Source organism: Paraglaciecola sp. (assembly GCF_039964565.1).
Lineage (GTDB): Bacteria > Pseudomonadota > Gammaproteobacteria > Enterobacterales > Alteromonadaceae > Paraglaciecola.
Map to the genome: position 1 here is coordinate 1 of NZ_JBDVXF010000014.1, position 13,501 is coordinate 13,501.

Here is a 13,501-nt window from a genome sequence, read left to right on the forward strand (position 1 = left end):
TTGATAGATAACAGTTTTTGTCTGGCGACAATAGCGATGTGGTACCACCTGATCCCATTCCGAACTCAGAAGTGAAACACATTAGCGGCGATGGTAGTTTGGGGTTTCCCCATGCGAGAGTAGCACATTGCCAGACTCCCAATTAAGTACGAAGCCACCTTTAACGAGGTGGCTTTTTGCGTGTCAGGTGATTTTTAAATTATTACTAACTTAATGTGTGCAAAGGTGGCTTAGCACTTAAACGCGAATGCGCATTGCTACACGGCAAAAAACCTCTGGAAGGCCAGCCCCGCACGAAGTGGATTCCCGGACTCAAGCACAGCTTAGCTCGTTCAGACGGTTGGGTGAGTATCACGTAAAGTAGTCAAATACACATCCCTGATGATATGCACCCAAACTCGCCATCCGTGGCTCATTGAAAAGCGGAGCGGAACGGTGTTCCTTAAAATCCCGCTTTTCCCTCCTGCGTGAGTAGGCAGGTTTTTGCTCCTGCAAAACCTGCATTTCCTACATCCATGTTGATAATCCATGTAGGCCGCACATTGCCAGACTCCTGCGTAAGTAAAAAGCCACCTATAACAAGGTGGCTTTTTGCGTTTCTGGGGGTGAAACTGCTCAAATCATTATAGTGAGGCAAAAGCGGCTTAGTGCTTAAGCACGAATGAGCAACGCTACTTTGCGTTCAACCATCACTAAAAGGTTTATCTGGGCATTCGCTGAGCTCTTGTGGTTCAGACTCGCAAACATCATGGTTTGCATAATCGTCCGCCTAGACGTTCATGAAAATAGACATTGCCAAACTCGTCATTACGAATAGGGCAAGTGAGCAATGTATAAGATCATTTTTTGTTGGCAGGCGTTTGTATGTTCTTAACGACGCTAATTCGATCTTGACTATTGACTCTCTAACTGACCTTCTACCAAAGGTTATATGTACGCAACTGCAGCTTCCGTTTGGGTATTGAGTAAAGTAAATAATATAGGTGTTGTCAGTTTGTCTATCTTTTCTTTGAGTGAGTGGGTTCTTGATTCTTAGGGGGGCTCGAAGCAACTCTGGCGGTCATTAGGGAATGGCCTATGAGGGAGTGTAAGGGAGTCCTGAGCTTGTTTGGAGAGCTTTTATTGATATTGAATCTGATTGGTAACGATAAAAACTACGTGGGAAGCAGGAGAGATAATCTATTCTGATGTTGGATCTCTAGCTAGTAATGTCAATGCCGCGTCTTTGGCCGGTTTATTGTTATACAAAACTTCGTAAATTTGCTCACAAATTGGCATTTCTACACCCAATCTTTTTGAAAGTATATGAACTTCCTTGGTATTAAGGTACCCCTCAACGACCTGGCCAATTTCAGTCATCGCTTCTTGGATCCCTAAGCCTTTGCCAAGTGCCAAGCCAAATCTCCGATTTCGTGATTGGTTATCCGTACAGGTAAGTACTAGATCACCTAGTCCTGACATGCCCATGAAGGTGGTTTGCTTAGCGCCCATATTGACGCCTAATCTGCTAAGTTCAGTTAGTCCTCTAGTGATTAGCGCAGTCCTAGCATTTGACCCAAAACCTAACCCATCGGAAAGTCCGGCTCCAATAGCAATAACGTTTTTCACCGCTCCTCCTAGTTGTATTCCGACAAAATCATCATTTCTATACACTCTAAAGGATTTGGAGCAGTGAAGCTTATTAGCAAACTCGATAGCTAGATTCTCATTGGTAGAGCTCAAAGAAATTGCGGTGGGAAGTCCAGCAACCATTTCCTTCGCAAAGGTTGGTCCCGACAACGCGGCAATCGGTATGTCGTCACCTAACAGTTCTACAGCAACTTCTTGAAGTAACCTGCCTGTTTCAGGCTCTAAGCCCTTAGTGGCCCATATTATTCTGTGGTGTAGTTTTAGAAAGGGTTTAACTTGTTTTAGTGTATCGGAAAATGCGTGACTGGGTACCACAATCAAAATATCCTGACTGTTGGTTACAGCTTCACTTAGTTTATTTTCAATCGCTAAGTCGTCTGGGAAGATGGCATCGGGAAGATATTTTTGGTTACATCTACTTTTAGCCATTAATTGCATTTGTTGCTCGTCACGTCCCCATAAAACGGTTTTAACTCCGTTACGGGATAAACAAAACGCTAGGGCAGTACCGTAAGATCCTGCCCCTAACACACAAACTGAATTCAATTTGAAATCACTCGTGTTATGCGTCTAGTTTCTGAGTAGTTTGCTCTTGAGCTTGTTGTGCTCGTTTTTGCATGTATGCCGCGAAAACTGAGTTAAAATCTACTGGTGCCAAGTTTAATGGTGGGAAAGTACCTCGATTGACCAAATTAGAAATGGTTTCTCTCGCATAAGGGAACAAAGTATTCGGACAAAACGCACCAAGCATTTGAGTTTTATTCTGATCCGGCATTTCACCAATCATGAATATTCCAGCTTGTTGTACTTCACACAAAAATGCCGTTTCTGTACCTATGGTCGCAGTCACTGTTACTGATAGAGTGACTTCATATAAGTTCTCACCTACAGGGTTGCTCTTAGTGTCTAAGTCTAGCTGTATTTCTGGTTTCCATTCTTTCTGAAACATCGCTGGTGAATTAGGTGTCTCAAAAGAAATATCTTTTGTATAGATTCTTTGGATTGAGAACTGTGGGCCTTGTGCCGCTTCTGGCTGCGCTGCAGCTTCGTTTGGTTGATTTTCGTCAGCCATGGTACTTCCTTTATTTGAGTTATTAGTCAGTCAGTAAACTGTCTAGTTGGTTTTTTGCTTCTAATGCAAACAAGTCGTCACAACCGCCTACATGATGATCATTAATAAAAATTTGTGGAACAGTAGATTTACCTTTTGCTCGTTCAATCATTGTGCTGCGTAATTCAGGCATTACATCGATTTCAATTTCATTAAAGCTTACTTCTTTTTTATTCAATAAAGCCTTTGCACGATGGCAATATGGGCAATATCCTTTAGTATAAATGTCAACTTGACTCATATTCACTTTCCACAAGTTATTTAGTGATAGGAAGGTTCGCACCTTGCCAAGCATTTATGCCACCCTTCAAGGTTGCAGCATGAGTAAATCCAGCTTTAAGCATTTGCGATGCTGTTCGTTTAGATGTCATGCCCATCGCACAAACAACAATAATGGGTTTGTCTTTAAATTTTTCAAGGGTACTAAAGTCGCCTTTAGTGACTAACTCGGGTTTGATTTGTTTCGAACCTAATATATGGCCTTTTTTAAATTCCGCTGATGGACGAATATCCAAAATGTAGGCATCTTCTTTGTTAATTAGTAAAGTTGCTTCGTGAGTGGTTAATTCTTTCAAAGGTGAAAACAGGCCTGCCACAGTGGTGTATATTAATGCGACTAACAGCGCAGCAAATAAACCAGACAAAATATAATGATTTGTGACAAATTCTACTATTTGATCCATAACAGGTGAGCCTTAAAGATAGGTAACTTAAAAAAATGAGGCCAAAGTATATAGATTTTGAGTGCAGAAACTAGCCCTAGAGTAAATTCAAAGGCACCACATAGAATAACTTATTGTTATACATTTGGTTTTTTCAAATGATTTAGCCGTGACCTACATTGCGAGTAGAGATAACATTAGCGCATTATCAATCAACTAGGTCAAATGTTTAATATATAACGGTCGTTCCTAGTATGTAATCATAACATTAGTTAATAGCTTTAAAGATAAGGACTGAACAATGAGTGAAACCAAAAAGACCACCGCGTTGATCATTTTAGACGGTTGGGGCCACCGTGATGATCAAGAAAGTAATGCTATTGCTCATGCTAATACGCCTGTTTTGGACGGTTTATGTAATACCTATAGTAATACTCTCATATCTGGATCAGGCTTGGACGTTGGTTTACCACCAGGACAAATGGGAAATTCTGAAGTTGGTCACGTAAATTTGGGTGCTGGACGAGTCGTTTATCAAGACTTTACTCGGGTGACAAAAGCAATCGAGGATGGTGAATTTTATAAAAATTCGATTCTAACCGACAATCTTGATAAGGCAATTCAAGCGGATAAAGCAATTCATGTAATGGGGTTGATGTCGGAAGGCGGGGTACATAGTCACCAAGACCATATATTTGCTTTGTTAAAATTGGCGGCCAAACGAGGTGCGACCAAAATATATCTACATGCATTTTTAGATGGTAGAGATACGCCACCTCGCAGTGCAAAAGGGCCCTTACAGTCGGCTGATGCTGTTTTTGAAGAGCTAGGTGTTGGAAATATAGCCAGCGTAATAGGCCGTTATTATGCTATGGACAGAGATGCCCGCTGGGATAGAGTCGAGGCTGCGTACAATTTAATTGCCCATGGCAAAGGCAGCAAAACTGCTACTAGCGCTATAGAAGCATTAGAGGCTTCTTATGAACGCGACGAAAATGATGAGTTTATGCAAGCTACTGTAATTGGTAAAGCTACGCCATTAGAAGATGGCGATGCGCTTTTCTTTATGAATTTCAGGGCAGACAGGGCTCGGGAAATTAGTCGACCATTTGTAGAACCGGATTTTAGTGAATTTAATAAAGGTAAACACATTGAGCTGGGAGCCTTCGTTACCTTGACTCAGTATGCAGAGAGTATTGATGCTCCCGCTGCCTATCCACCTGTACCTTTAGTAAACGTTATGGGCGAATGGCTAGCCAAGCACAACAAAACGCAACTACGCATTTCAGAAACCGAAAAATATGCACATGTAACCTTTTTCTATAGTGGCGGTCGTGAAGACTTATATGAAGGAGAAGAGCGAATTTTAGTGCCCTCTCCTAAAGTAGCCACTTATGATTTACAGCCAGAAATGAGTTCTGAAGAGTTGACAGATAAGCTTGTTGCCGCCATCGACTCTGGAAAATTTGATGTAGTTGTTTGTAACTATCCAAATGGCGATATGGTAGGACATACTGGTAATTTTGAAGCAGCCGTTAAAGCTTGCGAAGCCGTTGACAGCTGCATTGGAAGAGTTGTGGATGCAATTAAACGTAATGGAGGCGATTGCTTAATTACTGCAGATCATGGAAACGCTGAAAAAATGCAAGATGCACAAACTGGTCAGGCACACACCGCGCATACAAGTGAGCTAGTACCATTTATCCATGTAGGGAAAAAGTCCACAGTGCGCACAGGAGGTACACTTAGCGATGTGGCACCCACTATGTTGCATTTGATGGGGATGAAACAGCCTCCAGAGATGACCGGCACGCCAATAGTGACACTGGATTAGCCAATTGAGTTTGATTGGACATACATTATTTCAAGTGAAAAGCCTTACTTTTAGGCTTTTCCTTTTAGTGTGGGTATTTGGTGTTGTTTTTGAATCCAACGTACATGCTCAAGAACAGTCAGACCTTGAGAGTATCCAGCAACAAATAAAGAATAAACAGGCAAAGATCAGCCAACAATTAGCAGAAGCGAGAAAGCTTCAAGACAACCTAAAAGAAGTTGAACTGCAAATTGCCAAGTCTGCCAAAGAACTGAATAGCGTTGACAAGTCGTTGATCAAAAATCAGCAGCAACTCACAGACTTGCGCAACCAACAAAAGCAGTATTTAACGTCTCTCGAGCAGCAAAAGTTGGTATTAGCGAAGCAAATTCGTAGCGCCTATATGACGGGTAATTATGACTTTGCAAAAATGTTGTTGAATCAGCAAGATGCCGCAAATTTTGAGCGAACCATCACCTATTATCAATATTTGAATAAGGCCCGTAAATCACAGATTGACAGCTTTAATTTATTGGTCAAAGACCTGAATAAAGTCAATGCTAAATTGATCGACAACAAAACGGAGTTAGAACAACTAAGAGCGAAACAACTTAAGCAACAAAAAGTATTGAAGGCCAATCTAACTCAACGTGAAAAAACGCTCAATGCCATGCACAGTGCAATAGAATCGGAAGAGGCAAAAGTCGCTCAATTGCAAATTAATGAAAAGAATCTACTTGAAGCCTTGGCGCGAGCGCAACAACAAGTAGACAAACAGGATTTGACGTTAAGCGGATTAAGCTCCCTAAAAGGACGTTTATTAATGCCTGCAAAAGGTAACCTTCGAAAGATGTTTGGTAGGTATAGACAAGGGCAAATTAAATGGAAAGGCGTAGTTATAAATGGCACTGCCGGAGATTCGGTTGTCGCCATTCATCATGCTAAAGTCCTCTATTCTGATTGGCTTCGAGGTTTTGGTTTAGTGACAGTTTTGGACCATGGCGATGGTTTTATGAGCCTTTACGGTCATAATCAAGCTTTATTGAAAAAAGCGGGGGAAATTGTGCAAGCCGGTGAATCTATTGCTTTGCTGGGGCAAAGTGGTGGACAAAGTCGCCCTAATTTGTATTTTGAAATTCGTCTTAAAGGAAAGCCTATTAACCCAATAAATTGGCTAAAACTATAGTTACACTGTGTTTCAGTACAATTCAATCCTAGTAAAATTAGTTGATGTGATTATAATTGAGACAAAAAGTATTAGAGTAAAACAACAATAAAAACATGCGCTTATTTCTATTTAGTTGCCTTTTATATATCAATTTTTCAGTTAGCGCGTCGCAAATCGGCTTGATCATTGATGATATCGGAAATACCGATCAAGATGCTAAGGCGTTCACCTTACCCATCAACGTAGCTTTTGCTATTCTACCTAACAAAGCACTATCTAAAACTTTTTCAGGCCGAGCCGCCGCGCAGCAACGTGAAGTCATTTTGCATATGCCAATGGAGTCTCTAGCTGGCAATAATCAGGAAAAAAATGTACTGCTTTCTAACATGGCACCAAAACAAATAATACAAACATTAAGAGCTGCTTTGTCCACTGTACCAAACGCGGTAGGTCTCAATAATCATATGGGAAGTCGATTGACACAGCTCACAGTACCGATGACGGTGACCATGGAGTTCTTATCGGAACGCGGTTTGTTTTTTGTGGATAGCCGTACAACTAGATACAGCAAGGCTCAAATTATAGCGAAGAAAAAAGGAGTGCTAAGCGCCAAACGAAATGTGTTTATCGACCATACTCCGAGTCTTGAGCAAATTGACAAACAATTTAAGCGTTTACTTAAGTTATCAAAAACCTATGGGTCAGCGATAGGTATTGCTCACCCTTATCCACAAACACTTGAATATTTGAAGCAACATTTAGATACGCTTCAAAAAAAACATGGGATTACTCTTATTAAAATGAGTGAAGTTGTATCTTCGAGTGGGAGTTATGCATATCATTCGAAAGTAACACCTGAACACAGTTCTCCAACCTTGTAAGGAAATCCTATGCCAGCCGCGAATCTACTTGCTTTGATAGATGATATAGCTACGATTTTAGATGATGTCGCCATACTGTCTAAAGTTGCTGCAAAAAAAACTGCGGGTGTATTGGGTGACGACCTTGCGTTAAATGCAGAACAAGTCTCCGGTGTAAAAGCCGAGCGTGAATTACCGGTGGTCTGGGCTGTTGCTAAGGGATCTTTTTTAAATAAACTCATTTTAGTGCCGTCCGCGTTATTGATAAGTGCATTTTTGCCATGGTTGATTGTCGTGTTACTCGTCATAGGAGGTCTGTATTTATGCTATGAGGGCGTTGAAAAACTAGCCCATAAGTTTCTTCACTCTAAACAAGAATTAGAACAAGAACATGCGCAAAAACTGGCTGCCGTGGCAGACCCAAAAGTGAATCTAGTTGACCTTGAAAAAAACAAAATAAAGGGCGCTATTAGAACTGATTTTATTTTGTCCGCTGAAATAGTGGTGATTGTGCTCGGAACTGTGCAAGCAGAGTCTTTTGCCACCCAAGTGACTGTAGTGTCATTATTAGCTTTGGCTATTACCGTAGGAGTTTATGGTTTAGTCGCAGGAATTGTAAAGCTGGACGATGCTGGATTATACCTGCTTAGAAAGTCTGTCAGTGGTTCATTTAATAGCTTACAAAGATCCCTAGGAAGAGGGCTGTTGATTTTTGCGCCTATTTTAATGAAGACATTATCAATTGTTGGTACCGCAGCGATGTTTTTAGTGGGAGGCGGCATTTTAGTGCACAGTATTCCTCTGATACACCAAATGCTTGGGCCTATATTACATAGTGTTGAGTCGATTGCCGTTGCAGCGTCAATCGTGCCTGTTTTACTTGATGGATTGGTTGGCATTATTGCCGGCGCAATAGTACTGTTAGTTGTTACCTTAAGTTTTAAAATGTTCAGTAGAGAGTAGTTGATGTCTTTTAATGAATGTGAAAAGACTTAAAACCGAGGGGGGGATCTTTTCTTACGGTTATTTCTTATGATAATTTCGTCAAATTTTTAACCAGCAAATACTTGTATATTTTATGAAATGTTATATTATAACGCCCGTTGAAAATGAGGTGGTTATTTATGCAAGCAAACAAAGACAAAACGCTATTGGACAGACTAGGCATTTGGGCCTCCAGTTTGTGTGCGTTGCATTGTTTGTTATTACCTATTCTTATTCCACTTGTGCCTTTTATTAGTGCCTCATTTTTTGCTCAGGATTGGTTTGAAAGAAGCATATTATCTCTTTCGATGATTATTGGATTTTGGGCATTGTTCTCAGGCTTTTATCGCTACCACAGACAGCTTTACCCTCTATATAGCTTAGTTTTAGGTGGACTGATTTATTGGAACAAAGATATGTTTGGTGAGTCCTACGAACCTTTCACTATCGCTATAGGTGCGTTTCTAATAGTGGGCGCTCATATAGTGAACTTGAAGTTATGTCAGAGCTGCCAAGACTGTGATAGTGGATGCGCTAGTTCTTAGAGCTATGCACTAATGCCTTTCTGGCTTTTCTTGGGCCATTGCTAAATACGCCATCTACTCCCCACCGCTGTAATCTAAGTAAATCTTCTGGCTCATCAACGGTATAAACAAACATTTTCAGCCCGCGACTGTGAGTATCTAATACGAATGCCTCATCGACAAAGCTGACATCTGCGTTAACTGAATAAGCGTTTAATTCTTGGGCAAAATTGGCATGTCCGATAGGGTTGTTGGCTGTTAATGCTCCTATTTTTATACTGGGAGCAATGTGTTTAAACGCTTTTATTAGATGATGGTCGAAAGATGAAACGATGAATTGCTCAGCGCTAAAATTAAGATCACTAACCGCTTTATTGATATTTTCGTTCAACAACGAAATATTTTTTACGCCTTTTACTTCAATATTCATCAAACATTGGCCTTGCACGCGCTGTAATACTTGCCATAGTGTCGGAACACTTTGTCCTTGCCCTGCATCCAAGGTTTGTAATTCTGCGAGTCTGTAATCTGATAAGGCGCGGTCACCATTAGTGGTTCTACTGACCCATCGGTCGTGTATCACTACTAATTCGTTCTCAAGCTGATAGACATCTATTTCAATGCCATCAGCTTGTTGTTCTAGGGCTAGGTCAATCGCTAATAGAGTATTTTCTGGGGCGTCAGCACTGGCGCCTCTGTGAGCAAATATCAGCATCTTGGAAGCTCTCTTGGGATTATTTACTGTGTAGTTTTTGTGCGTTGATAGTTTCATAGATAGCAGCGGATATCACTAATAATCCACCAACGATAGTCTGCCACCTAGGTTGTTCACCCAAAACTATTATAGCGAGACTGACGCCATACAAAGGTTGCATGCATGCAATGAGCGAAAATGTTTTGGCCCGCAAGTGTTTGAGGCTTGCTGCTATCAAAGCATGTGGTACAGCAGTTAAAAATATCCCCAGCACCACTAAACCTATATAAGTTTCGTTGCTGGCCTTGAATAACTCTTCGCTCGAAAAAAAGCTAAGTGAAATAAAAATGACCAGTGTTTGATAGGCCATGGCTTGTGCACCGGAGTAATGAGAGAAGTGTTTGCGGTGTACCAAATTTCTGAAGGAGTATAAAATCGCTGACGCTATTCCAATTAACACACCTTGGGTTATTTCATTTTCCAAGGACACTTCAGGGACGATCAAATAGATACCAAAAAGTACGACTAAAGCACTCACGATATCTTGCCAAACTAAACGTATACCCTCAAAAAAAGGTTCTAACAGTACTGTCATCACTGGAAAGGTAAATAACGCTATCATTCCTACTGACACTGAAGAGTATTGCATGGCGGCAAAATAACTGACCCAATGGGCTGCCATTAGCAACCCCAAAAACAGCGCGATAAAATAATCTTTCAGGCTGTTTAATTTAATCGAGCCTTGAAACATTTTCACAATGGCAAACAACATCACACAAGCAACAAAGGCTCTACCGAAAGTAATATCGGTAGCAGACAAGGGCAACAGTTTAGAGAATAATGCTGTTGCTCCTAGCAACGCCATAGTGACATGCAGAGACCACAAGCTTTTCTTGACGGGATCCACTGGATTAGTTCGTTATATTAGCGAAAACATCGCCGAGGCGCGTAACGTCTCCAGCACTGAGATCTGCGAATTCCAAGGTATCAGTTTCGAAACAAGCCACTATGGTTGAGCCGAGCTTAAACAAACCCATTTCTTCGCCTTTTTTAATAAAGACTGAATTGTCACCTTCACTTGGGTATTGCCAATGTTGTACGTTCTTACCTGCTGGAGGGGATACTGTTCCTGCCCATTTGGTTTCGATACTCGCAACAATAGTCGCTCCAACTAACACCATGGCCATTTTACCAATTTCAGTATCGAAAATTGCTACCACTCGTTCATTTCTTGCAAACAATCCAGGTACTCGTTCTGCCGTGAGTGGGCTCACAGAAAATAGCTCTCCGGGAACGTAAATCATATCCGTTAGTTGTCCGTCTATGGGCATGTGGATACGGTGGTAATCTTTTGGGGAAAGATAGATAGTTGCAAACTTACCGTCGAGAAACGGCTTTGCGAGCTCAGGTTTGCCCCCTAGTAATGTTGTTAAACTATAATCATGGCCTTTTGCTTGAAAAATAGCATCATGTTTAATGTTACCTAATTGACTCACCGCACCATCAACCGGTAAAGCCAGTTGTTTTTTATCCTGACAAATGCTGCGTACATCGGCTCTTAATTGTCTGGTAAAAAAAGCATTAAATGAGCGGTATGATTCTGGATCAGGCTCGAGTGCTTCGGACATGTCCACATTGTATTGCTTAATAAACAACTTAATAATAGCGGTCGTGAATGCGCCAGCTTCCGCCGCCGCTAGTTTGCCCACCATACGTGATAAAAGGTGTTTTGGTATAACGTATTGCAGCGCGATTTTTAAAGAATCAAACAAAGTAACTTCCTAATGATCTAACTTTACCATCGAGAATTGTACCGCAATAATCTTGATTTTGTGCTCTTCACTAAGTCCAATAGGCTATATGCTAGTCGATTTTACCGGTGAATTTTGTGCTTAAACGTGGGAGGTCATACTTTGGTATGTGCAGGGCGAAGTTCATCCATATTTAATAAAATTTTATGATAACTTTGGTAACGTTGTTGGCTTATCTTGCCTTCGTCTACAGCGGCCTTAATTAAACAGCCAGGGTCACTACCATGTTTACAATCTCGAAATTTACAGCCTCCTAAATAGTCTCTGAACTCTTTAAACCCGTTTGTTAAGCGCTCTGCTGGCAGATGCCATAGAGCAAATTCCCGCACCCCTGGAGAGTCAATTAAATCTCCTCCAGCTGGGAAATGTAACAGTTTAGCTGTAGTTGTTGTGTGCTGTCCTAATCCGGAGTTGTCAGAAATGTCTCCAATTAATTCATCAGCTTCAGGAAGTAATTTATTGATTAAACTCGACTTTCCTACACCAGATTGTCCAACAAATACACTGATTTTATCCTTAAGACAGGCTGCTAGTTCGTCGAGTCCTGTTAACGTTTTACAACTGGTATAAACAATCTTGTAACCAATATCACGATAAACGTTCAGTTGACCTTCCACTTCTTCAAGTTGTTCTGAGTTAAGCAACTCGACTTTGTTTAAAAGTATCACTGGCGAGATTTCAACGTCTTCTGCTGCAACCAAATACCTATCAATTATATTCAGAGATAAGCTAGGCAATACTGAACTCACTATAATGATCTGATCGATGTTCGCGGCAACAGGTTTGACCCCATCATAAAAATCTGGGCGGGTCAGTACTGATTTTCTATCTTGGACGAGTTCAATTATGCCGCTGATACTAAGAGACAGATCTTTTCCAGGTCTAAATAAAACGTCGTCTCCACACACCACACTTTTGATAGTGCGCCGCATATGGCATCTATGTACCACACCCGACTTATCTTCAACGTCAGCGTGTTTACCAAATCTACCAATTACACGCCCAAGCTGTCGCTCACCAAGTTGATTATCTTCGATCTCGGTCGATTTAGCGCCTCTTGAAAGGTGCTTCGAGCGGTTTACTGAAACTTGCCGTTTTTGCTTATCTGTTAACTTTGGTTTTTTAGCCACGTTTTATCTTTGCTGTAATTAATACAATTTCTAGTATCATGTTAACGTTTGCAGAGATGGATACCAAATCTTTATGTATTTGTTGTTCATTTATTCTTTTTTGTTTAGGAGTCCACATGGCAATTAACACCGAAAATTTAGTTTGGATTGATATGGAAATGACAGGGCTAGATCCTGAATCTGACTTAGTCTTAGAAATTGCCACTATCGTCACTGATAAGGATTTGAATATTTTGGCTGAAGGGCCTGTATTAGCAATTTATCAGACTGACGAAGTATTAAACTCCATGGATCAGTGGTGCATTGATACTCATGGAAAATCAGGGTTAACCCAGCGTTGCCGCGATAGCAACATTAATATACAACAAGCGACGCAGCAAACCATCGCGTTTATAGAGGAATATGTGCCCAAAGGTATCTCTCCATTATGCGGCAACACGATTGGGCAGGACCGTCGGTTTTTAGTTAAATATATGTCTGAACTTGAAGAATACTTCCATTACAGAAATATTGACGTCAGTACCATTAAAGAGTTAGTTAAACGCTGGAAACCTGAATTGCTTGATGGTTTTCACAAAAAAGGGGTTCACTTGGCTCTTGATGATATAAGAGAGTCGATTGCAGAATTGGTTTATTACCGACAACACGTGTTCAGCATTTAACCGCTACCTTTGCATATTTGCGTACAATTTCGGCAATTTCGAGTGAATAACAAAAAAAATCAATAAATTTGGTTTTAGGACTTGCATCGGAATCTTATTTTTGTAAAATGCGCGTCCGCTTTGGGTAACCACAGTCCAAAGTCGATACTACATCATAATGCGGGAATAGCTCAGTGGTAGAGCACAACCTTGCCAAGGTTGGGGTCGCGAGTTCGAATCTCGTTTCCCGCTCCAATGTTTCATCTCAGTAAAGATTAGATTCAAGTTATATCATTTAGGCGACCCCAAGGGGTACGCGACAACTGCCGTTGCGGGTATCGAATCTCGTTTCCCGCTCCAATGTTTCATCTCAGTAAAGATTAGATTCAAGTTATATCATTTAGGCGACCCCAAGGGGTACGCGACAACTGCCGTTGCGGGTATCGAATCTCGTTTCCCGCTCCAATGTTTCAT

14 protein-coding genes, 1 tRNA gene and 1 rRNA gene are annotated in these 13,501 nt (G+C 41.1%); 8 read left to right on the forward strand and 8 right to left on the reverse strand.

Annotated elements, in window-relative coordinates:
- The first annotated feature begins 20 nt into the window (after window positions 1-20).
- Window positions 21-136: ribosomal RNA gene (gene rrf, locus ABJK37_RS07475) — 5S ribosomal RNA — on the forward strand.
- A gap of 1,043 nt (window positions 137-1,179) precedes the next feature.
- Here the strand turns inward: rrf and gpsA are convergent.
- Genes gpsA through ABJK37_RS07495 form a run of 4 tightly spaced genes read right to left on the reverse strand, consistent with a single transcriptional unit; the run spans window position 1,180 to window position 3,423 of the window.
- A complete protein-coding gene (gene gpsA, locus ABJK37_RS07480) occupies window positions 1,180-2,175 on the reverse strand; it encodes an NAD(P)H-dependent glycerol-3-phosphate dehydrogenase (protein ID WP_348351662.1) in 996 nt (331 codons plus the stop codon).
- 16 nt (window positions 2,176-2,191) lie between these two features.
- Window positions 2,192-2,701: a protein-export chaperone SecB gene (gene secB / locus ABJK37_RS07485; protein ID WP_215928927.1), complete on the reverse strand. Its 510-nt coding sequence runs from the start codon at window positions 2,699-2,701 to the stop codon at window positions 2,192-2,194.
- Window positions 2,702-2,723: 22 nt separating this feature from the next.
- The gene (grxC, locus tag ABJK37_RS07490) at window positions 2,724-2,981 is read right to left on the reverse strand and encodes a glutaredoxin 3 (RefSeq protein WP_348351664.1); all 258 of its coding nucleotides are present in this window, start codon (window positions 2,979-2,981) and stop codon (window positions 2,724-2,726) included.
- 16 nt (window positions 2,982-2,997) lie between these two features.
- Window positions 2,998-3,423 carry a rhodanese-like domain-containing protein gene (locus ABJK37_RS07495; protein ID WP_348351666.1) on the reverse strand — a complete coding sequence of 142 codons (426 nt, stop codon included), beginning with the start codon at window positions 3,421-3,423 and terminating at the stop codon, window positions 2,998-3,000.
- A gap of 280 nt (window positions 3,424-3,703) precedes the next feature.
- Between ABJK37_RS07495 and gpmI the strand changes: the two genes are divergently transcribed.
- The 5 genes from gpmI to ABJK37_RS07520 all read left to right on the forward strand — a co-directional run bounded on the left by gpmI (window position 3,704) and on the right by ABJK37_RS07520 (window position 8,772).
- Complete coding sequence (gene gpmI, locus ABJK37_RS07500; RefSeq protein ID WP_348351668.1) at window positions 3,704-5,236, forward strand: 2,3-bisphosphoglycerate-independent phosphoglycerate mutase; 1,533 nt, start codon at window positions 3,704-3,706, stop codon at window positions 5,234-5,236.
- Between the two features lie 67 nt (window positions 5,237-5,303).
- Window positions 5,304-6,401 carry a peptidoglycan DD-metalloendopeptidase family protein gene (locus ABJK37_RS07505; RefSeq protein ID WP_348351670.1) on the forward strand — a complete coding sequence of 366 codons (1,098 nt, stop codon included), beginning with the start codon at window positions 5,304-5,306 and terminating at the stop codon, window positions 6,399-6,401.
- A gap of 95 nt (window positions 6,402-6,496) precedes the next feature.
- Window positions 6,497-7,264, forward strand: coding sequence for a divergent polysaccharide deacetylase family protein (locus tag ABJK37_RS07510; protein WP_348351672.1), 768 nt, complete (start codon window positions 6,497-6,499; stop codon window positions 7,262-7,264).
- Between the two features lie 9 nt (window positions 7,265-7,273).
- Window positions 7,274-8,206 (forward strand): DUF808 domain-containing protein, encoded by a 933-nt coding sequence (locus tag ABJK37_RS07515; RefSeq protein WP_348351674.1) that lies wholly within the window; start codon window positions 7,274-7,276, stop codon window positions 8,204-8,206.
- A 161-nt stretch (window positions 8,207-8,367) separates the two neighbouring features.
- A complete protein-coding gene (locus ABJK37_RS07520) occupies window positions 8,368-8,772 on the forward strand; it encodes a MerC domain-containing protein (RefSeq protein WP_215928945.1) in 405 nt (134 codons plus the stop codon).
- Here ABJK37_RS07520 and ABJK37_RS07525 read toward each other — a convergent pair.
- From ABJK37_RS07525 to rsgA, 4 genes are all read right to left on the reverse strand, one after another.
- Window positions 8,762-9,466: a glycerophosphodiester phosphodiesterase family protein gene (locus ABJK37_RS07525; protein ID WP_348351676.1), complete on the reverse strand. Its 705-nt coding sequence runs from the start codon at window positions 9,464-9,466 to the stop codon at window positions 8,762-8,764. The genes ABJK37_RS07520 and ABJK37_RS07525 overlap by 11 nt on opposite strands.
- 19 nt (window positions 9,467-9,485) lie before the next feature.
- Window positions 9,486-10,352, reverse strand: a complete 867-nt coding sequence (locus ABJK37_RS07530) for a DMT family transporter (protein ID WP_348351678.1) — start codon at window positions 10,350-10,352, stop codon at window positions 9,486-9,488.
- A 4-nt stretch (window positions 10,353-10,356) separates the two neighbouring features.
- Window positions 10,357-11,217, reverse strand: a complete 861-nt coding sequence (gene asd / locus ABJK37_RS07535; RefSeq protein WP_348351680.1) for an archaetidylserine decarboxylase — start codon at window positions 11,215-11,217, stop codon at window positions 10,357-10,359.
- Between the two features lie 134 nt (window positions 11,218-11,351).
- Window positions 11,352-12,386 (reverse strand): small ribosomal subunit biogenesis GTPase RsgA, encoded by a 1,035-nt coding sequence (gene rsgA / locus ABJK37_RS07540; protein ID WP_348351682.1) that lies wholly within the window; start codon window positions 12,384-12,386, stop codon window positions 11,352-11,354.
- A gap of 116 nt (window positions 12,387-12,502) precedes the next feature.
- Between rsgA and orn the strand changes: the two genes are divergently transcribed.
- Window positions 12,503-13,048, forward strand: a complete 546-nt coding sequence (gene orn / locus ABJK37_RS07545) for an oligoribonuclease (protein WP_348351684.1) — start codon at window positions 12,503-12,505, stop codon at window positions 13,046-13,048.
- A 159-nt stretch (window positions 13,049-13,207) separates the two neighbouring features.
- Window positions 13,208-13,282 (forward strand) — tRNA-Gly (locus ABJK37_RS07550).
- The last annotated feature ends 219 nt before the right edge of the window (window positions 13,283-13,501 follow it).

Bases quoted from the DNA above. Each gene is read 5' to 3' on its own strand.
- ABJK37_RS07495 (WP_348351666.1), bottom strand. From the start codon at position 3,423: ATGGATCAAATAGTAGAATTTGTCACAAATCATTATATTTTGTCTGGT.
- ABJK37_RS07525 (WP_348351676.1), bottom strand. From the start codon at position 9,466: ATGCTGATATTTGCTCACAGAGGCGCCAGTGCTGACGCCCCAGAAAAT.
- grxC (WP_348351664.1), bottom strand. From the start codon at position 2,981: ATGAGTCAAGTTGACATTTATACTAAAGGATATTGCCCATATTGCCAT.
- ABJK37_RS07520 (WP_215928945.1), top strand. From the start codon at position 8,368: ATGCAAGCAAACAAAGACAAAACGCTATTGGACAGACTAGGCATTTGG.
- ABJK37_RS07510 (WP_348351672.1), top strand. From the start codon at position 6,497: ATGCGCTTATTTCTATTTAGTTGCCTTTTATATATCAATTTTTCAGTT.
- gpmI (WP_348351668.1), top strand. From the start codon at position 3,704: ATGAGTGAAACCAAAAAGACCACCGCGTTGATCATTTTAGACGGTTGG.
- orn (WP_348351684.1), top strand. From the start codon at position 12,503: ATGGCAATTAACACCGAAAATTTAGTTTGGATTGATATGGAAATGACA.
- secB (WP_215928927.1), bottom strand. From the start codon at position 2,701: ATGGCTGACGAAAATCAACCAAACGAAGCTGCAGCGCAGCCAGAAGCG.
- ABJK37_RS07515 (WP_348351674.1), top strand. From the start codon at position 7,274: ATGCCAGCCGCGAATCTACTTGCTTTGATAGATGATATAGCTACGATT.